18 protein-coding genes and 1 riboswitch are annotated in these 20,294 nt (G+C 44.7%); of the genes, 12 read left to right on the top strand and 6 right to left on the bottom strand.

Translation table 11 applies throughout. The annotated features are described in order from the left end of the window. The 6 genes from cmoA to R8O70_RS09440 form a co-directional block, all read left to right on the top strand. Positions 1 to 726 (top strand): carboxy-S-adenosyl-L-methionine synthase CmoA (gene cmoA / locus R8O70_RS09415; protein WP_318184152.1); only part of this gene is annotated, 726 nt, incomplete at its 5' end. Positions 727 to 807: 81 nt separating this feature from the next. Further along, positions 808 to 1,779 (top strand): tRNA 5-methoxyuridine(34)/uridine 5-oxyacetic acid(34) synthase CmoB, encoded by a 972-nt coding sequence (gene cmoB / locus R8O70_RS09420; protein WP_005387902.1) that lies wholly within the window; start codon positions 808 to 810, stop codon positions 1,777 to 1,779. Between the two features lie 276 nt (positions 1,780 to 2,055). Then, positions 2,056 to 2,802 carry an ATP-dependent zinc protease gene (locus tag R8O70_RS09425; protein ID WP_005378391.1) on the top strand — a complete coding sequence of 249 codons (747 nt, stop codon included), beginning with the start codon at positions 2,056 to 2,058 and terminating at the stop codon, positions 2,800 to 2,802. Between the two features lie 11 nt (positions 2,803 to 2,813). Then, complete coding sequence (locus R8O70_RS09430; RefSeq protein WP_005378389.1) at positions 2,814 to 4,319, top strand: inactive transglutaminase family protein; 1,506 nt, start codon at positions 2,814 to 2,816, stop codon at positions 4,317 to 4,319. 3 nt (positions 4,320 to 4,322) lie between these two features. Next, positions 4,323 to 5,291 (top strand): alpha-L-glutamate ligase-like protein, encoded by a 969-nt coding sequence (locus R8O70_RS09435; RefSeq protein ID WP_005378387.1) that lies wholly within the window; start codon positions 4,323 to 4,325, stop codon positions 5,289 to 5,291. Positions 5,292 to 5,518: 227 nt separating this feature from the next. Then, positions 5,519 to 5,671 (top strand): hypothetical protein, encoded by a 153-nt coding sequence (locus R8O70_RS09440; protein ID WP_005378381.1) that lies wholly within the window; start codon positions 5,519 to 5,521, stop codon positions 5,669 to 5,671. 143 nt (positions 5,672 to 5,814) lie between these two features. Here the strand turns inward: R8O70_RS09440 and mukB are convergent, their stop codons facing one another. From mukB to cmoM, 4 genes are read right to left on the bottom strand one after another with little or no spacing between them, the layout of a single operon-like run. After that, positions 5,815 to 10,278 carry a chromosome partition protein MukB gene (gene mukB / locus R8O70_RS09445; RefSeq protein WP_213960444.1) on the bottom strand — a complete coding sequence of 1,488 codons (4,464 nt, stop codon included), beginning with the start codon at positions 10,276 to 10,278 and terminating at the stop codon, positions 5,815 to 5,817. 2 nt (positions 10,279 to 10,280) lie between these two features. After that, positions 10,281 to 11,006: a chromosome partition protein MukE gene (gene mukE, locus R8O70_RS09450; RefSeq protein ID WP_005378379.1), complete on the bottom strand. Its 726-nt coding sequence runs from the start codon at positions 11,004 to 11,006 to the stop codon at positions 10,281 to 10,283. Then, entirely contained in the window at positions 10,987 to 12,324 is a 1,338-nt protein-coding gene (gene mukF / locus R8O70_RS09455) for a chromosome partition protein MukF (RefSeq protein ID WP_017634722.1), read from the bottom strand. Before mukF ends, mukE begins: the two co-directional genes overlap by 20 nt. Before the next feature lie 2 nt (positions 12,325 to 12,326). Then, positions 12,327 to 13,118, bottom strand: coding sequence for a tRNA uridine 5-oxyacetic acid(34) methyltransferase CmoM (gene cmoM, locus R8O70_RS09460; RefSeq protein WP_025766915.1), 792 nt, complete (start codon positions 13,116 to 13,118; stop codon positions 12,327 to 12,329). Between the two features lie 114 nt (positions 13,119 to 13,232). On the opposite strand from cmoM, the gene elyC reads away from it, so the two are divergent. After that, the gene (gene elyC, locus R8O70_RS09465) at positions 13,233 to 14,018 is read left to right on the top strand and encodes an envelope biogenesis factor ElyC (protein WP_005387893.1); all 786 of its coding nucleotides are present in this window, start codon (positions 13,233 to 13,235) and stop codon (positions 14,016 to 14,018) included. Between the two features lie 71 nt (positions 14,019 to 14,089). Here the strand turns inward: elyC and torR are convergent, their stop codons facing one another. Continuing rightward, positions 14,090 to 14,800: a two-component system response regulator TorR gene (gene torR, locus R8O70_RS09470; RefSeq protein ID WP_005378370.1), complete on the bottom strand. Its 711-nt coding sequence runs from the start codon at positions 14,798 to 14,800 to the stop codon at positions 14,090 to 14,092. Between the two features lie 266 nt (positions 14,801 to 15,066). Here torR and torD point away from each other — a divergent pair, with 266 nt between their 5' ends. From torD to R8O70_RS09495, 5 genes are all read left to right on the top strand, one after another. After that, positions 15,067 to 15,714, top strand: coding sequence for a molecular chaperone TorD (gene torD / locus R8O70_RS09475; RefSeq protein ID WP_258623656.1), 648 nt, complete (start codon positions 15,067 to 15,069; stop codon positions 15,712 to 15,714). Between the two features lie 468 nt (positions 15,715 to 16,182). Then, complete coding sequence (purR, locus tag R8O70_RS09480; RefSeq protein ID WP_005378368.1) at positions 16,183 to 17,187, top strand: HTH-type transcriptional repressor PurR; 1,005 nt, start codon at positions 16,183 to 16,185, stop codon at positions 17,185 to 17,187. Positions 17,188 to 17,474: 287 nt separating this feature from the next. Next, a riboswitch (cyclic di-GMP riboswitch) is annotated at positions 17,475 to 17,564 on the top strand. Between the two features lie 116 nt (positions 17,565 to 17,680). Continuing rightward, on the top strand, positions 17,681 to 18,271 hold the full coding sequence (locus R8O70_RS09485) for a TfoX/Sxy family DNA transformation protein (protein WP_005378367.1): 591 nt from the start codon (positions 17,681 to 17,683) through the stop codon (positions 18,269 to 18,271). A gap of 114 nt (positions 18,272 to 18,385) precedes the next feature. Beyond that, on the top strand, positions 18,386 to 19,072 hold the full coding sequence (locus tag R8O70_RS09490; RefSeq protein ID WP_005378366.1) for a TVP38/TMEM64 family protein: 687 nt from the start codon (positions 18,386 to 18,388) through the stop codon (positions 19,070 to 19,072). A 20-nt stretch (positions 19,073 to 19,092) separates the two neighbouring features. Further along, a complete protein-coding gene (locus R8O70_RS09495) occupies positions 19,093 to 19,413 on the top strand; it encodes a DUF2007 domain-containing protein (RefSeq protein WP_017820033.1) in 321 nt (106 codons plus the stop codon). Between the two features lie 31 nt (positions 19,414 to 19,444). Here R8O70_RS09495 and R8O70_RS09500 read toward each other — a convergent pair whose 3' ends face one another. Further along, positions 19,445 to 20,248 (bottom strand): alpha/beta fold hydrolase, encoded by an 804-nt coding sequence (locus tag R8O70_RS09500; RefSeq protein ID WP_005387891.1) that lies wholly within the window; start codon positions 20,246 to 20,248, stop codon positions 19,445 to 19,447. Positions 20,249 to 20,294 lie beyond the last annotated feature (46 nt).

A 20,294-nucleotide genomic window follows, 5' to 3' on the forward strand; every position in this document is an offset into this window, starting at 1 on the left:
AGCAATCCAGATACTATTTTTTCGGCTCCAATCGATAAAATTGGGGATTTCACGTTCGATGAACGCGTAGCGGAAGTATTTCCTGACATGATTCAACGATCGGTACCGGGTTACAGCAATATCATTTCTGCAATCGGTATGCTGGCAGAGCGTTTTGTAAAACCTCACTCAAACATCTATGACCTTGGCTGTTCTTTGGGTGCTGCAACATTGTCTATGCGTCGCCATATCAAACAAGAAGGTTGCCAAATCATCGCAGTGGACAACTCTCCTGCGATGGTTGAGCGTTGTAAACTTCACGTCAACGCTTACCGCAGTGACACTCCTGTGGATGTAGTAGAAGCAGACATTCGCAATATCGAAATTGAAAACGCGTCAGTGGTGGTATTGAACTTCACTTTGCAATTCCTCTCTCCAGAAGATCGTTGCTCCTTGCTCGAGAAAATTTACGCAGGCCTGCGTCCAGGCGGCATTTTGATTCTATCGGAGAAGTTCGTCTTCGAAGATGAAGTTTCGAACGAACTGTTAATTGACCTTCACCACGACTTTAAACGTGCGAATGGTTATAGCGAACTAGAAATCAGCCAAAAGCGCAGCGCGATAGAAAACGTAATGCGCCCAGATTCAAAGAAAGAACATAAAGAGCGTTTCGCTAAAATTGGCTTTTCTAGCTACGATGTTTGGTTCCAATGCTTTAACTTCGGCTCCATGTTCGCGATTAAATAGACCATGCATACAAAGCCTGAACCATACCGATTTCGGCTTTTGTTAATAATTTATACCCATCAACTCAGCGATTAACTAACTATGTTTAACTTTGCAAATTTCTACCAATTGATTGCCCAAGACACCCGTCTTCAACCTTGGCTTAATGTGCTTCCACAGCAGTTAACGGATTGGCAAAATGCAGAGCACGGTGACTTTGGTCGCTGGTTGAAAGCCCTGAACAAAATCCCAGCGGGTAGACCGGACAACATCGACATTGTTGATTCTGTCACGATTTCAAACAATGAGCCGATGCCTCAAGGGGAACTTAAAAAGCTAGAAAGCTTACTTCGTACATTCCATCCTTGGCGCAAAGGCCCATACCACGTACACGGCATCCATATTGATACTGAGTGGCGCAGTGATTGGAAATGGGACCGCGTGCTTCCACATATTTCTCCATTAAAGAATCGCAGCGTACTCGATGTAGGTTGTGGTAACGGCTACCACATGTGGCGCATGCTAGGCGAAGGTGCACGCTTAACTGTCGGTATCGATCCATCTCACCTGTTCCTGATTCAGTTCGAAGCAATTCGTAAACTAATGGGCGATGACCAACGTGCACACCTACTGCCATTGGGCATTGAACAACTACCTAAGTTGGAAGCGTTCGATACGGTATTCAGCATGGGCGTGCTTTACCATCGCCGCTCGCCTCTCGATCATTTAGTGCAACTAAAAGATCAATTGGTATCTGGAGGTGAACTCGTATTGGAAACACTCGTGATTGAAGGTGATGAGAATGCAGTACTGGTCCCGACTTCTCGTTACGCGCAAATGCGTAATGTCTATTTCTTCCCTTCAGCAAAAGCCCTAAAAGTGTGGCTAGAATTGGTCGGTTTTGAAGATGTTCGTATCGTTGATGAAAACATCACGTCCGTAGACGAACAACGTACCACAGATTGGATGACGCATAACTCTCTACCTGACTACTTAGATCCGAACGACCCAAGCAAAACTGTAGAAGGCTATCCTGCCCCTCGCCGCGCGGTTCTTGTCGCTCGCAAATCATAATTCGCTGAGATTCCTGACATTGTCTTAACTCATTTTACGAGTTAAGACATTACCCTCTTTCCTCGTAATGAGCGAGTTTGTTTTTTGAATCCATTTTTCACGTCAAAATATAAGCACGCTCTAAATAAGGATGCGCTTTTATGTCCTTGATTTTTGGCTTTTCATCACTATTCCTCAAACAATAAGTAATAGAGAAACATTCTTACTTGTGAGGCTTTATCGATATAAGCTAAACTCCTAAAAAATAAACAACTTAATCCAATCCCAAGGTTTTCAATGTTATTACGATTGACCCCGATTGTTGCCATCGCCTTACTATCTGGATGCTCACTAACCAAAGGCGAACAGTACCACCAAGAAACGTTAGCGGCGATTCAAAATTCAGAAGCGAATGTCAATAATCGCATTACCAACCTAGAGCTACAGCTCAGCAACCAATCGGACTATATCGACAGCCTTGAAGAACAAGTCGATAAACTACAGGTTGAACTTCTTACATTTCGCGATGAAGCAATGGCAGAAGTAAAAAAACCGAAAGAGCCGATTATTGTCCAATCTCCCGCTCCTGTGGAACCAACCCCAACTCACGATATTGTCCTTGGCTCTATCGAAAAGGTCACTGTAGAGTCGATTAAGCAAACTTTTGATGCACGTATCGACACTGGTGCCGCGACGTCGTCTTTAAATGCCGTTGATATTGAAGAGTTCGAAAGAAATGGCAAAAAATGGGTCCGATTCCACTTAGCAGACACCAGTAAATCCGAAGAAGAGAAAAGTACTTGGATCGAAGCTCCTGTCATTCGCTACGTCAAAATCCGCCAGGTTACCAGTGAAGAGTTAGAACGCCGCGCTGTGGTAGAACTTTGGGTGCGCGTTGGAAAAATTCATGAAAAAGCGCAATTTACGTTGGCAGATCGCTCACATATGAACCATCCTATTTTACTGGGTAGAGAATTTATGCGCGACATAGCACTTGTCGATGTAAGTCGTACCTATATCCAAACGGACGAAGATAAAAAATAATAAGGTAGATTATGACGTCAAAAATACCGTTTTACCTTTCTATCATCTTATTGGTGATTGCGGGCATTGCTCTGAGTGTTTTCAGACATGAAAACTACGGCGTGCCTTGGACGCCAGGCGAAACTCGCCAGGTGTGGGATGTAGAAGCTCGTATTGAGTTCAATGCTAACGGCAACGAAGTAAAAGCGTCACTTGCAGCACCTCATACACAAAGTGGTTACACACTTATCGGTGAATCTGCTTCCTCATCAGGTTATGGCGTTTCCTACATCAATGACGATTCAGGCCGTCGTGCAGAATGGTCAATTCGCCAAGCTCAAGGGCCACAAACCATATACTACAAAGCTCAGTTCTTAGTAGACCCTCAGGCTAAAGTCACTCCTTTACCGCCAACGGAAGACATTACGCCACCAACGCTTTCAGCACCACAAGCAGCAGCGGCAAATGCCCTTATCGAACGTGCGATGAGTCGCTCAGCCGATAATGTGACGTTTACTCGTGAGCTTATCAAAGCGCTTAATGACCCTGATAGCCAAAACTCGTCGCTACTACTGAACGATTTCAGCCGTACTGATGCACTGCATAACATTTTGCTTACCGCAGGTATACAGAGCAAAACCGTCGGTGTTATCGAACTAGAAGATGGTCGTCGACGCCAAACAATTCAACCAATGGTTCAGGTTTGGTCAGGTAAAGATTGGGTACTGTTTTCGCCAAAATCCGAACAAAAAGCAGTGAAACCCAACTTGTTAGTGTGGGATGAATCAAACGTATCCTTACTTGACCTTGTTGGTGGTAAAAATAGCCAAGTGCATTTCTCGATGATTAAGCAAGAAATGACACCACAACAAGCTACAAACAACAAAATAGAAGCAGATGGATTACTGAATATTTCAATTCATAGCTTACCTTTGGAAGAGCAAGCGATGTTCAAAACCATTATGCTCATCCCTATCGGTGCTCTGATCGTTGTGTTCTTGCGTGTGATTATCGGCCTGAAAACATCCGGTACCTTCATGCCTGTGTTGATTGCCGTTGCTTTTGTTCAAACTCAACTATTAACGGGTATTGTCGGTTTCTTGCTAATTGTAGGTACAGGCCTGATTATTCGAAGCTATTTGTCTAGGTTGAACTTATTGCTGGTAGCAAGGATATCTGCGGTCATTATTACCGTTATCATGATCATCTCGGTGTTCACCGTTGTTGCGTTTAAGATGGGCTTAACGGAAGGCCTAACAATTACCTTCTTCCCTATGATCATCTTGTCTTGGACGATTGAACGTATGTCAATCCTATGGGAAGAAGAAGGTGCGAAGGAAGTTGCTCTGCAAGGTGGTGGTTCATTGCTGACAGCGGTATTAGTTTACCTTGCAATGACGAACTCATACATTCAACACTTAACCTTTAACTTCATTGGTCTACAGTTGATTGTTCTGGCCGGTATTCTATTACTAGGTACTTACACAGGTTACCGCCTCACTGAGCTACGACGCTTCAAACCACTAGCGGAGGACTAAACGATGTTCGAAAGTTTTACTTCGCCGTCTAAGCTTCGCCATAAAGGCATTATGGGGATGAACAAGCGTAACCACAGCTATATTGGCCGTTACAATGATCGTTCTAAATACCCACTTGTCGATGACAAGCTAAAGACCAAAATTATTGCACAGGCAGCAGGAGCAACAGTTCCTGCCCTGATCGGTGTCATTCATAACCAAGCTGAAGTTAAGACTATCCACAAAATGGTTGAGAACTGGCCTGGTTTTGTGATCAAACCTGCACAAGGTAGTGGCGGTAAAGGCATTCTGGTTGTTACGTCTCATAAAAACGGGGTATATACCAAACCCTCCGGCTCTACAATTGGTAGGGATGAGGTCGAGCGTCACATTAGTAATGCGCTTGCTGGCCTTTTCTCTCTTGGTGGTAAAAATGACGTTGCTGTGGTTGAAAACTTAATCAAGTTTGATGACTGTTTTGATGGCTTCAGTTATGAAGGCGTACCAGATGTTCGGATCATCGTATTTAAAGGTTATCCAGTTATGGCGATGATGCGCTGCTCTACAGCGGCTTCCGACGGCAAAGCAAACCTTCACCAAGGTGCGGTAGGAGTAGGCATTGACATCGCGACAGGTAAAGCCGTCAGAGCGGTGCAGTTCGATCATCCAGTGACTCATCACCCTGATACAGGTAAAGACCTTTCGACCCTTCAAGTACCGCATTGGGAGCGCTTGCTGGAGCTTGCGTCAAGTGCCTGGGAAATGACAGGTTTGGGATACATGGGTACGGATATGGTGCTGGATAAAGATGAAGGACCTATGGTTTTAGAGCTTAACGCTCGCCCTGGTCTGGCAATCCAAATCGCTAATGGTGCAGGCTTACTTCCTCGTTTGAAACACATAGAGAGCCTTGGCACACCTGCTGAGTATCCAAAACCGATTGAACGCGTCGCTTACGCGGCAGAGCAGTTCGGTGTGAAGCCGTTGTTCTAACCCTCCGACATAATGTTCGTTATTACTCGCCAGTAATTGTCATGATTACTGGCGTTTTTGTTCCCGCATCCAAAAACCTTGCACTTACTCTCCTTATTAAACACATCCTTCTCATATATAAGTTGAATCAATGATCGAGCTAACAAAATCAACATAGATCGTTTCTTTTCTACTTTGCCTTTTGAGTATGATGAGAGCTCCCCTTACTCAACTTGAGAGGTTGGGAAATGCTAATAAAAGAAACAAATAATGATGAACCAGAGCTTGAAGAACAAGAGAGCTTAGACCAACACCTACAACGCTTGTCTGAGCTTTCTGTCCAAGCACTCGAAGAGCTTGCTGAAATGATCGAAGTCAGGGACGATATTCCAGAGGAATAAACGTCGCTTCCTCGTGAAGTTCCGCTAATAAGCCGAGACTGCCGTCCTACAGTCTCGGCTTGTCTTATGTTGTTCGAAGCCTACCTCGTAAATAGATACAAAAACGCCCGCGTTCATTGCGGGCGTTTTATTAGATTCGGAGTTTACGATTCAAACTCTTCAATCATCTCTTGCGCTTCAGTCTTAGGCTTATCCGTTTGACCAAAACCACGCAGACCAACTACGTGTACGTGCTCGTGGTCTTTAAATACCTTACGCACCAGTTTGTAGGTCGTACCTTTCTCTGGGCTGATGTTTTCTGGTGCCGCGATAAGAAGCTGCATATCCAGACGGTCACACAATTCGAACAATGTTGCGATCGATTTCGCATCCAGACGCGCGGCTTCATCCAAGAAGAGCAGACGACAAGGCACAATGTCTTTACTGCGCAGGCGGCGTGATTCTTCTTCCCAGCTTTGAACAACCATCAGTAGGATTGACTGACCAGTACCGATCGCCTCACCTGTTGATAGCGCGCCAGACTCAGCCTGTAGCCAACCATCTGTACCACGGTTCACTTCTACACTTAGCTCTAGGTAGTTACGGTAATCCAGTAGCTCTTCACCCAGAACCTGAGGAGAACGTTGACCCATATCGATGTGTGGGTTCACGCGTTGGAACAGCTTCGCCATTGCTTCAGAGAAGGTAAAGCGAGTCGATTCAAACAGATCTTTATGCTGCTCTTGTTGTGTCGCTAGGCCGTTCAGTAGCACTTCGTGACTTTCGCGGATCTTCACGTTTAGACGTACGCCCTTCACCTGACCAAACGAAATGTTCGACAGGCCTTGGTTCAGCATACGAATACGGTTTTGCTCACGCTGAATCGTCTTCTTGATGATGCTCGCTACCGACTCAGAGCTGATCGCTAGACGGTTTTCACGTTGCGTTAGCTCTTCCGTTAGACGCGCCAGCTCGACTTCCATCTCTTCGATTGCTTCAACTGGGTCATCAGTACGGATGATATCCTGACGAATACGCTCACGAAGGTGTTGGTATACAGCAATATAGAACAGAACTTTACGCTCTGGACGTGCATTATCTTCTGATAGACGCAGCGCATCACGCAGGTCGTCATTGTTCGCAACCGCTAGACGCAGCGCACCCAGTGATTTATCCGACATCGAACGCAGTTCATCCGCTGACATGTAAGCCAGTTCACGCTTGTGTAGACGACGCTCAACATCATTCTCACGCGCCAGACGAAGTACTGAACACCAGCCAGCTTTCGCAGCAACCACGAACGTACGCAGCTCAACGTATTCTTTCTGAACTTTCTTCAGACGTTTTGCCAAGCCTTTCATCTCTAGTTCAGTAGAGGTGATCGTGCGCTCGTATTCGCTCTTACGGCTGCGAGACGAGTGTAGACGCTCGTGCAGTTCGTCACGACGACGCATTGCGCGCTCTTCCGCACCTTCGTCAGCGTTCACGCCAAACTCTTGAAGTTCTTGTTTGAACTCTTGAACCGTTTCCAGTTTCGCTTGGTGTGAACTCTTCAATGATGCCAATACTTGGTTGTATTGGTTCATTTGACCTTGCGATTGCTTCAACTCTTCACGAGAGCGAGTACGCATTTGTTCAGCTTGAACCAGTTTAGCTTTTAGCTGCTCGCTCAGTTCGCTGCTCTTGTTCAGTAGGTCTACTGAATCTGAGTAAGCGAAGTAGTGACGACGTTCAACGAGATCTGAGAGTGCAAAGATTTGCTTCTTAAGATCTTGTAGCCGCTCGTCTGCCGCTTTGTATTCTGCTTCTAGTGCATCGAATTGCTCTGGGTCAGCATCAAGCGCAGACGCAATATTCTCTAATTGCGTGACGGCTTTTGCATGGTTGTTTAAGAAGTTTTTTGCCTCTGCAAGCTGAGCGATTTTCTCTTCTAGCTCATCAAAACGCGCTTGCAATGACTCATCTTCAACAAGCACCATGTGTGACGCTAGCTTGTCCAGAGAAGACAACGCTTGCTTGCTGGTTTGAAGCTGAGAACGTTGTTGTTGCTCTTTCGCATCCAGATCCGCCAACACGCGAGCAATTTGGTTACGCTTATCACGAATAGTTGCCAGTGCTTGTTCTGGATCGGCGTCAAAAGCAACCTGAATGTGGTTAGACACAAATAGGTTAAACGCTTGGTACAAGCGCTGCATTTTCTGAGAATCAAACGCCGCTTTCGCGTGTTTCTCTACCACTTCTTCTCGTTCGTTACGCAGCAACTCTAGACGCTGCTCACGTGCCGCACGGCCAAACAGTGGGATTTCAGGCAAGCGAGAGTAACGCATTTGGCGATCGTTCATACGAACGCAAACCGCGCCCTCTAACTCTTCTGCATCGAACGAGCTGTCATCAAAGGCATCGATGTCACCTTCAATGATGTACAAGTCTTCTGGACAGTCGTCTAGCTCTACCAGTTTTTCTTCGATGCCTGACAAGTCAGAAACAACGATAGCGTGACGAGCCGGACCGTACATCGCACTGAAGTAAGGCGCGTCATCAATCGTGATGTCATCGTAGATCTCAGACAGCAATACACCGCCCAGCGTATCTGCCAAACCTTTCAGGCGAGGGTCGTTTGAACCACCAGGAGAAGCTAGGCGCTCAATCTCAGCGTCTAGCTGGCTACGGCGCTCAGCAAGCTTATCTTTAGCTAAAGACAGCTCCCTTTCTTGTTCAAGGACAACTTGCATGTGGTTCATTACCGCATGGCGATCCTCAAGCTCTTCACCGCTCTGCTCTCTCAGTTTCTCTAGCGCATCGTTCGCCGCAATCCAAGCTGGTGCTATTGCTTCAAGCTTACTGATTTCTGCCGCCGCGTTTTGCTCTAGACGGCGCTGTTCACCACGCTGATCACGAACTTCTTCTTGAGCTATCTCTAGTGATTCGATTTGCGTCGCATGACGTTCACGTTCTTGTTCAAATGTAACCTCATCGGTTAGTTCAACGTGATATTGCTTTTTGTATTCAGCAACCAGTTCACGTGCTTGACGCTGCTGGTTAAGGCTGCGTTCGAGATCACGGTGTTGTGCTCGCCATTGCTGTTCGTTTTGCGCGATTTGTTGTGACTCACGCGCTTTCGCGATTGCAGTTTTCGCATGTTCAGACGCGTCTTTGCGCTCAACTTGACCAACGATGCTTTGTACCAGTTTAAGCGCGGTTTCAAACTGCTCTGCCGCTGCAGAAGACATGTCCAGTTTGTGCTTAACCGATAGCAACGCATTGGTGTTTTCTGATTCTTTGCTCTTAAGCTCAGAGACAAGCGCTTGTGCCGATTCTGCCGTTAGGCTGTCATCGCCAAGTAGCTGCTTCGCTTTCTCCAGCGCTTGAACTGCTTGTTGATATTGAAGGGCGCGAGTTTGCTGAACGTCAAGAGCTTGCTGGTAATCAGCAAGTTGCGTCTTAAGGCTATCCACCTCTTCTTCTGCAACGGTAGCTTGCTCTTCAGCCATCATCACGCGTTCTTGCGCTTCTTCGACTACCATCATTTGTTCTTCAAGACGCTCGCTCAGCTCTTCAAGATCTTCTTGGTAGCGTTCGATCTTCTCTTGCTGACGCAGCGCGTTTTGCACCAGTTGCAAGTGATCAGAAGCCGCTTGGTAGTCTTGCTCTAAAGAAGATTCTGACTCGATCAGCAGTTCCAGCTCTTCTTGAACGCGGTTAAGCAGATTGTTTTGCTCAATCAAGGTCTCGCGAGAACCAAATAACTCTGAACGCAAAGACAATGTCTGTTCTAGTTTTTTACGACGCTCGTTAGCATGGCGCATATAGTCCGCTGCCACGTAGTTGGTCGACTCTGTAATCAAATGTTTGAACAAGTCACGGTCTGCTTGCGTGGTTTTGATCGCTTCTAGCGTCATGCGGTTTTCACGCAGCGCCGATTCCATATCTTGGAACGCTTTCTTCACGCCGCCGTTTTGTGGCAGAAGGTAGTCACGTAGCGAACGGGTAATCGCACTTGAGATACCACCGTAAAGCGATGCTTCGATCAGGCGGTAGAATTTAGAACGGTCACCAGAGTTACGCAGTTTCTTCGGAATCACACCGAATTCGAACATCTGCGAGTGGTAATCCACGATAGAAGAGAACGCTTTGAATTGAACGCCTTCAAATTCTGCGATTGATTCTTTTACTTCATTGATTTGACGTACACGAGCTTGAGTCGCAGATACGCTTTCAACCAAGATATCCGTTGGTTTCACATGGCTTGGAAGACCTTGGATCACAAACGGTTTGATGTCTACTTTCTTATCACGACCCGCAACTTGCTGTAGTTTTACTGCAAACAATAGGCGTTGGTTACGTGAGTTCACCACGTCTAGCGCCGCATAACATGCGCCCGGCTGTAGCTTACCGTACAAACCTTTGTCGCGAGACGATTGGCTGCTGCCCGCTTCTGTCGTGTTACGGAAGTGCAGTAGCGTTTGGTCAGGAATCAATGCGGTGATGAACGCCGCCATTGTGGTTGATTTACCTGCACCGTTACCACCTGATAGCGTGGTGACCAGACCATCGATGTCAAACGTACGGGCAAAGAAGCCGTTCCAGTTGACCATGGTCAGCGATTGGTATTTACCGCGTTCAATCATGCTCATGCTTCACCCTCTTCTGTTGTTTCTTCTTGGGCTTGGTCGTCTTGATCTTCTTCAGACAATAAGCTGCCTTGGCTTGGCTCTTTGGTGTGCACTACTGCTTCACCATCACGGATCAGACGCAGCTGCGCTTCACGCATGTCATCGCCAATACGTACATCGGCACCAAAGCGGAATACCGCTTCACTGATGCTGAATTTACCGGTTTCACCGATGTTGATGATCATGCCTAGGCGACGCAGACGACGAAGTGACGTACGTACTTTTTCAAACAGCTTTTCTTTATCAAGGTCAGAACCGGTAGCACGGTTCGTCACTAGCTTCATCAGCTTATTTTCATCTGCTAGAGCAAGCAGTTCGTCGTACAGCTCTTGGTTAGTGAAGATGCCTTCGTGCGCAAGACGCTCTGGGCTTAGGTAAAGGAAACACAGTACCTTACCCACCAGCATATCCAGTTCAGAAAGAACACTACGGCCAATCAGAGATGTTGAACGTGGACGAAGGTAGAAGAAACCTTCTGGCGCTTTCACCAATTCGGTGTTGTAGCGTTGGTAGAAAGAAGAAAGCTCAAGTTCGAAATCCGACAACAACGCGTGGTTGTCTAGATCTTCACTTGAGATATGACGCCCTGCTCGAAGCATGCTGTCTAGCGCTGGGAACAGAGGGTTAGAAATTGCTTTTGCCAGATTCTCTGACATGTATTCATTAGTATCGGTCGATGACATTCGCTTGTACCTTTGCCCCAAATTCGTTGATTGCTTTCCAGTCTGGTTGAATCGCTTGGTAATCCGATTCTGAATACCCTAGACGTACAGCTTGATCGACGATAATGCGAGCTAAATCAAAATGATGAGTGTAAGGGTGCTGTGCAAGGTAATCTCGCAGTACCACACTCAAATCGATTGGTGTGCCTTGATCTTTATGCGCTTTTAGCATGTCACCAATTCGTTCAGACAGCTCATCATTGACTTGTTGAAACTCTTCGTATTCTACTTCCATCGGAACTTGACCCGTGACCTCGTCATCACGCAGTACTAGGGCCTCATCACGAAGGTCAGAAAGCCTCTCCGCATCTGCATAAGTCAGATACCAAGGCGCATCGAAGTAATCTTTGACGGATTGACGCAGACGCGAGCTAAACGCACGGTTCTTATCCATATCGATTGCAGTACGAATAAACTTGTGCACGTGTCGGTCATAACCAATCCAAAGGTCGATAGCTTGCTGGCCCCAGCTTGTGATTCGGTCTAGTTTCATTTGCAGACCAAACAAGGCTTCTTCGATAAACTCCAGCTCAGGGTCACCGTAAACAATTTCTTGAATATCGAGGATCTGAGTTTGCAGTTCATCACTGGCGGCTTGCAGCGTATCTTGAAGTTCACGCAACGTGCTTGATGTTTCTGACAGAAGTGCTTCACAGTTGTTGATCGCTTCGCGCCAGTCTTTGTTAAGCAGGTCAGCAATCTGTTGCTTCACTGACTGTTGCTGCTCATCCATAACACGTTGGTTGAGGTCAATTTGATCGAAAATTTCGCCTACAGAATATTTTAAAACACCGTATACGTTTTTCTTCCAGTGACCCGGTGTGCCACCTTTTTGTGCTGCCTCAATCGCTTTCGCCATTTCATCCGCTACCATGGATAGCTGGATAGAAAGACGCAGTTTCGAGAACTCACGGTGACGCACGTAGTAGTCGGTTATTCCTATCGCTAATGGCGACAAGCGGTAAATGCTCGCTCCGTCAGTAATCTCACTGACAAAACGGCTCATAAGACGCTGCTTAACCATCTCGTTGATCGCATTGTTCGCACGAAAAGCGGAGGCTTCGCCGGTCTCATCAAATAGTCGAGTGACGATGGCAAATGCATCATGCAGTTCACCTTCACCCAGTTCTTCATCGAACCTTTCATTACTCAGTACGGCAATGGCTATCAAAAATGCCAATCGCTCTGTGGTCAGGTTCAACGAGAAATCGTGCTGCTTAACCCAGCCAACCAGCTCATCGATTGGTTGCTCTGCAGCATTGAGAGTCATCTCACTCATTGTTATTCCTGTTTATCGTTCTTTTTAGCCCACACATGAATGTAGCGGCCTAATGAGAGGTATGGCTCTTGTCGACAAAGTTGTTTTTCTAGCGCCAACACATCTTCAAACTCGTAATCACCCATGTATTCCATATTGCCTATGTAATCACTAAATGAGCGAATACCAGATTTGCCACAAATATTAAAACCTGAATTTTCTATCCACTGGTAGACTTCTTCAGGTTTTAAGCCTTTTTGCGGCTGTAGTTTAAATCTTTTTCGGTGAGGCATGCCGTCTAATATATGAGGAATGTTGCCACAAACCACGTTTTTATAGACTAAACCGTGGTGGTTGTAGAACATGACTGATGCGATACCTCCCGGTTTTACTTGTTCAAGAACTGTTTCAAGTGCGGCCTTAGGATCAACCAGCCACTCCATCACAGCGTGGAACATAACCAGATCGACCTGTCCATCCATATGTTCACCGATGGATTGGACAGGCGAATGAATCAGGCGATACTGCTCAAGCAAACCGTTTTTTTCAATATCCTGCTTAGCCAACTGCAGCATTTCCGAAGATAGATCACATAAAGCGATTCGATGTCCGAGCTTAGCAAGCTTTTGCGACATTTGTGCCAAACCACCACCAGCGTCTAACACTTCTAGGGGTTGCTGGTCAGCATCTAATTCACTTAGAATCTGTAGAAAATCTTCCCACACAATGATTTGGCGGATCTCCCCTTTATCGGAGCCGTAAATATTTTTTGCAAATTTGTGGGCGATATCGTCGAAATTGCGGTCTTCTGTCACTTCTGCTGAGTTATCATAACGGATTGTGCCGCTATTCTGGCACAAGGAAAGCAGGAATAAAGAGGGATACCCTCATTTTTATTATCAATTGATGTTTTTTCGGACTATTTATGTATGTTTGAGCTGAAAAAAGTAGTGTCAGCCATGCTTATGCCCCTTCCGGCATTGCTGCTGATAGGCTTGTTGGGTCTTGCTCTCATTAGTTTTACTACAAAACGTAAAACTGGCTGCTTCGTTGTTCTATTCTCTTTTGTTGGCATTTTTCTTGTTGCCTTCCAACCTGTTTCAACCAAGCTTCTTATGCCGTTAGAGCGAGAGCATAAAGCCTTTTTGCCAGTTTCTGGCACCATCGACTACGTGATGGTTTTAGGGAATGGTCATGTTATCGATGACGAAATTCCACCCACCTCGCAGTTAAGCCGTGCAGCATTAATGCGCTTAACTGAGGGCATTCGTATTTTAAGAATGTATCCAGGCGCGAAATTAATCTTATCCGGCTATGCTGGCGGATCTGAAATTAGCCACGCGCGAATGATGGCGAACGTTGCCCTTGCGTTGGGAGTCGCGAAATCCGATATCATTTTATTAGAAGATGCGAAAGATACGTGGGAAGAGGCGCGTCAAGCGGCTGCATTCGTTCAACAAAAGGAGATTGTGTTAGTCACTTCTGCGAGTCACATGAGCCGTGCATTGTATGAGTTCAACGCAGCAGGCATTAAACCAATCCCAGCCCCGACCAACTTCTTAGCTATTAGCGAGATAAGTCAACCTTGGGATAAATACTCACCTAAAGCGCGTTACTTAGAACAAACAGAGCTTTATTGGCATGAGTACTTGGGCAGTATTTGGCAAAGGTTGCGTGATACTGTCGGCCAAACACCAATGGTTGAAGCAAACTAGTATTATCTTGAAGCCACAAAAAAGGAGAGCCGAAGCTCTCCTTTTCTTTTTACGATTGAGTTATGTTCCAACTAGTCACCAGCAAACATATAGCCTTCGCCGTGCACCGTTACAAAAATCTGTGGGTTCTTAGGATCGAACTCCATTTTTGCGCGCATACGTCGAATAAGAACATCAATGGTGCGGTCATTCGGCGCATCCACTCGATGGCTGATCATGTTCAAAATACGCTCACGACTTAACACCTGGTTAGGGTAAGACGATAATGCCACCAAAAGTTCATACTCTGCTTTAGTTAGTTTTACTGGCTCACCGTTGCGGCTAAGTGCGCGACGTTGAATGTCGAATGTCCACTCCCCAAAGCGCACAATGTGCTCTTCACTGGTTTCATTCGCTTTCGAGCTGCCACTGCGCGCTGCTGAAATACGCCACAGCAAGTTTTTAACGCGAACTAACAGCTCTCTCAGTTCAAAAGGTTTTGTCACATAATCGTCAGCACCCATTTCTAGGCCTACGATTTTATCAATGCTATCCGTGCGTCCTGTTACTAATATGATACCAATATCCGATTGGCTACGTAACTCACGAGTAAGCATCAGGCCGTCTTCACCAGGCAGGTTAATATCCAGCATGATCAGGTCTACATCGCCCGCTTGCAAAACTTCACGCATTTCTGCGCCACTCTCTGCTTCGCTGACTTGGTAGCCCTCATTTTGGAAATATCCCGCAAGCTTACTACGAGTTACAACATCATCTTCTACGACTAATACGTGATAGCTCATTTACACCACTTTTCTGTCTTCTTATTATCCAAGACGTATTCTATTCATAACTAGTAACATTTCTAGTCATAGATACATTAAAACGCAAGATTTAGCGTTTTTATTGATTCAAAACAAGCTTGCCCATTGCTATTAATAAACGGTCATTTTTGACCATAAAACATAACAATTATAGTTACTGCTATTCATTTTAATTGATTACACTTAGGGGATATCCCTAATTGACTTTGTGATGCATGACTTGAAGCATCATTCAGGAGCCCAAAATGCAAGAAGTGAAAGCTTTTAATGAAAAACGCGCTGAAATTTACTGGTGGTTTTCGAGCTTGTTCGCAAAAGAACTAACAGAGAAAGAATTGAAAGCCTATCACAGTGTTGAAATTCGCAGTTTTCTCGCAGGTTTAGGTGAAAATGAGTCGCTAAAACCAGCCGTTGATAGCCTAGTTGATGCGCTGAATCGGTTACAAGATCGTGAAGATGCACAACTAGAGCTTGCAGCTGACTTTTGTGAACTGTTTTTGAAGACAGAAAAATACGGCGCTCTTCCTTACGCATCCATGTACATTGGTGAATCAGGTTTACTGAATGACAAGCCAGCTGAGGAAATGGAAAAGTTGATGGCTGAATTTGGCGTTCAAGTAGACGAAAACCTAAAGGAACCTGCGGATCACTTAGCCGTTGAGCTCGACTTTCTCGGGAACATGATTATCCGCTCAAACGAGCTTGAACAAGAAAAACACATGGAAGAAGCCTTCGTTAAACAAAACGACTTTATCCAGCAGCAATTGATGTCTTGGTTACCTCAGTTTTCAGACAAATGTAAAAAATTCGACGAATTTGGATTTTACTCGAGTGTCGCGAAACTATTAGTTGCATTTTGTAAACTAGACAGCGCCTACCTTCTTGGTGAATAATTGCCGCCTATTTTTAGGGAGCCTGCCTATCGGGCTTCCTGTATGCCTGAAAGTGACCAATTGTAAGTAACTTGGGTATAATATTCGTTTGCCTTAACTTAGCGCAAAGACGCTTGGTTATTTAGCAGTCAAAATGTGACTTCAAATACACAAATCTCTTGCTGAAAACATTGCTAGTCAGTCCACATAGGGCTAAAATGTGAGCGCAAACGATTAAATATGATTTATATGTAAACCGCTGAAATATAGCGGTTTTTGTGTTTTCTTAACAGGTTGATGGCAATTTCTCATCAGATAGAAAAAAGATAAAATTCATCGACCGATGCTGCTACGTACCCTTTTGTCGCACTTGGATCAACCGCTGCCGAGACACTTAGCGCCAATTTTATATTGCTAGGTGTGAAACCATTAGAGCATCAGGTACATCCAATACGACATATTTCAGTAGCTCGATACAGGACACCATTTATGGCCACGATAAAAGACGTTGCTCGCTTAGCCGGCGTTTCCACTACGACAGTTTCGCACGTTATCAATAAAACGCGTTTCGTTGCAGAAGCAACGCAAGAAAAAGTAATGAAAGCCGTTGACGAGCTGAATTACGCGCCAAGTGCCGTTGCACGCAGCCTAAAATGCAACTCAACTCGTACGATTGGCATGTTAGTAACTCAATCAACTAACCTATTTTTCTCAGAAGTGATTGATGGCGTTGAGAGCTACTGTTACCGCCAAGGCTATACTCTGATTTTATGTAACACAGGCGGGATTTACGAAAAACAACGCGATTACATTCGTATGCTGGCTGAAAAGCGCGTTGATGGCATCCTAGTGATGTGTTCTGACTTAACCGAAGAACTAAAAGAGATGCTTGACCGTCATGCGGACATTCCTAAAGTGGTCATGGATTGGGGCCCAGAGAGCTCACAAGCAGACAAGATCATGGATAACTCAGAAGAAGGTGGCTACATTGCAACCAAACATCTGATTGACAATGGTCATACGGATATCGCTTGTCTAAGCGGTCATTTTGAAAAGCTTGCTTGCCAAGAGCGCATTGCAGGTTTCCGTCGCGCAATGAGCGAAGCGAACCTAGCTGTAAATGAAGACTGGATCCTTGAAGGTAACTTTGAATGTGATACGGCCGTATTAGTTGCAGATAAAATTACCGCAATGGACAAGCGCCCGACGGCGGTATTCTGTTTTAACGACACAATGGCTCTAGGCCTAATGAGCCGCTTGCAACAAAACGGGATCAAAATTCCTGAAGATATTTCAGTGATCGGCTACGACAACATCGAGCTTGCGGAATACTTCTCTCCACCGCTAACGACTATCCACCAACCTAAACGTCGTGTTGGTAAAAATGCATTCGAAATTCTACTTGAGCGTATCAAAGATAAAGAACACGAAAAACGAATTTTCGAAATGCAACCTGAGCTTGTAATTCGAAATACTGTGAAAAAAATGAACTAAATTTCACTGTATTTAACCGTGTTAAATAAGCGCTCTACAGGGGCGCTTATTTTTTTGGAAAAATTAAGCATTCTCTAATACTTCACACCACTCTAATAACAATTGACTAACGTTAACTCCCTGTTTTATATAAATGTAATATATATTAAGAACTCCTTTTCAAAGGCCAATTTGCACCTTTCCATATGCAAAATAGAGCATTCAATCTATCATTTTTATTGAACCGAAATCACACTTTTAACGCTAAACCGTGATGTTAATTCAATATAAGAAGTATGCTCATTGTGTCACGCACAGGGCAAACCATTCGAAAGAGTGGGACGCAAAGCCTCCGGCCTGAACCATATTGCGATATGGAAGGTAGCGGGGTTACCGATGGCAAGTGTGTAAGCAATGACTTTACTCTGTAATGACATTGTTTTTACGCATGTTTGCTACTCTCTCGGACCTGACTTTTGGTGGCGTAATATTAATTACACCGAGATAACAAAACATGGATAAACCGATACTCAAAGACTCTATGAAGCTATTTGAGGCACTTGGTAATATCAAGTCGCGCTCAATGTTTGGTGGCTTCGGACTATTCGCTGATGAAACAATGTTTGCACTAGTGGTAAATAATCAGCTTCATATCAGAGCAGACCAAAAAACTTCATCTGACTTCGAGAAACAAGGGCTAAAGCCTTACGTTTATAAAAAACGTGGCTTTCCAGTCGTTACAAAGTACTACGCTATTTCCAGCGATTTATGGGAATCAAGCGAACGCTTAATCGAAGTAGCGAATCAATCATTGAAAAAGGCAAAGCTTGAGAAAGAACAGCAAGCAAGTACAAAGCCTAACCGTTTGAAAGATTTGCCTAACTTACGACTGGCTACCGAGCGCATGCTAAAAAAAGCCGGCATCGAATCCGTAGAGAAGCTTGAAGAGGAAGGTGCGCTTAACGCCTATAAAGCGATAAGAGATACGCACTCTGCAACCGTCAACATTGAGTTGCTATGGGCACTAGAAGGTGCTATCAACGGCACTCATTGGAGTGTGGTACCTCAAGCTCGCCGAGATGAGTTGATGAACGGCCTCCAATAAAAGTCGGCCTAAAAACTATCTTGTAAAACCGCAGTCTAATCTGCGGTTTTTTTGTGAAATTTTTTCGGTTTTCCTACTGTCTTATTACATATATCCCAAATTGGAATCAAAATTATGAATAAGAAACTGATTTTAGGTCTCATCCTACTAGCGGCTATCGTCTTTTTAGGTATTAACTTTGGCCAGTATTTAACCTTAGAGAATGCAAAAGCCCAACAAGAAGCACTAACTACATACATCGATCAGAATTTTGTATTCTCGGCTGCGATTTACTTTTTTACCTACATTGCAATTACCGCTTTTTCTATCCCAGGAGCGGCAGTAGTCACCTTACTTGGTGCAGCCTTATTTGGTTTTTGGACAAGCTTGCTACTGGTTTCTTTCGCTAGCACTATGGGGGCAACACTGGCCTTCTTGAGCAGCCGATACTTATTGCGTGACTGGGTACAAAACAAATTCGGAAATAAACTCAACGCAATTAATCAAGGTGTCGAAAAAGACGGAGCTTTTTATCTATTTTCCTTGCGTCTAATCCCTGTATTCCCTTTCTTTCTAATCAACTTACTGATGGGCTTAACACCGATGTCTGTAGGTCGATTTTATCTCACTAGCCAAATAGGTATGCTGCCAGGCACAGCCGTATATCTGAATGCAGGTACTCAATTAGCAACAATTGAAAGCCTATCGGGCATTGTTTCACCCGCAGTATTAGCGTCTTTTGCGCTATTGGGACTATTTCCAATCATCACTAAATGGGTTATGAATAAAGTAAGGCCGACACCAAGTCAGCAAAACTCGTAATTGGTGAAGTGGGTATTTTGATGAAAATATTTATCGCTAAAAACCCAGCAGAAGCACACATTGTATGTGAGCTGCTTAAAGTGGAACAAATTTACTGTGAAGTTCGCGGAGAAGGTATTTTCGGCTTAAAAGGAGAACTGCCGTTTGGTGATGATACCGATCCTTATGTGTGGCTTTTTGACACGGCACAAAAGATGAAAGCTGAAGAAATAGTAAAAGCATATCGAAAACAATCCGATAGGCATGAGTATCAAGATTGGCAATGCCCAAAATGTCATGAAATAAACGAAGGGCAATTTGGTGCATGTTGGCAATGTGGATATCAACTAGGAGAGCTATAGCGGCTCTCCTATTCAGTGGATGCACTCAGTTTTAAGCACATACAGCTTGCTGTTTAATAAACTCGATGGAGTGTTGATTGAAGTCTTCTGGACGCTCTACATTGCATACATGACCACAATTCGGGATTTCTCGTAGAATGCTGAGCTTATGTGCTGCAACCATTTCTTTGACAGGTTTAATAAACATGTAATCCCTGTCGCCCATTAAGTAAAGAGTCGGAATGGGTAACTCTCGATCTTTAAAATATTTCATTAACGGATTTACATCAGCGGCAAGAATAAACCAACGTTTAAATTCTTTTTGGCAAAGCTTCTTGGCTTCGCGAATAAAAAGGTGGCGAGATTCTCGTTGGCTTCTTTGAGGCATAACAATATAAGCGAACAGTTTGTAGAGCCACATGTACGGTAGGATATGCTTACAAAAATTACCTAATTTCACCAATATCTGAGAACGAGTGTTAAGCCTTGTGACAGCACCGCCGAGCACCATCGAACGTACGCGCTCTGATGACAATTCAGCAAGGTTTCGAACAATAATTGTACCAAGCGACATACCGACAAAATGAGCGGATTGGATCTTTAAATGGTCCAACACTTTCAAAATATCTTGGGTAACTTCCGTAAAGGTATAACGGCTAGCAATGAGCTCTTTAAGTAACTGATTTGACTTTCCATGACCTCTTAAATCGATCAGCAATAAGTTAAAGTGTTGCTTGTAAGCTTTAATTTGCTTGAACCAGATAGAAGAGCTACCACCAGCACCGTGCACAAATACAACCCACTCATGACTAGTAGGGTGCAAATAGGTTTTATGAAAAAGTAGCGGCTGGGTCATATTGAGTATCAAAAAGATCGTGCTATTGAGTAAAAAGCCATCCTAC

The sequence above is a fragment of the Vibrio sp. 779(2023) genome (assembly GCF_033344285.1).
Classification (GTDB): domain Bacteria; phylum Pseudomonadota; class Gammaproteobacteria; order Enterobacterales; family Vibrionaceae; genus Vibrio; species Vibrio alginolyticus.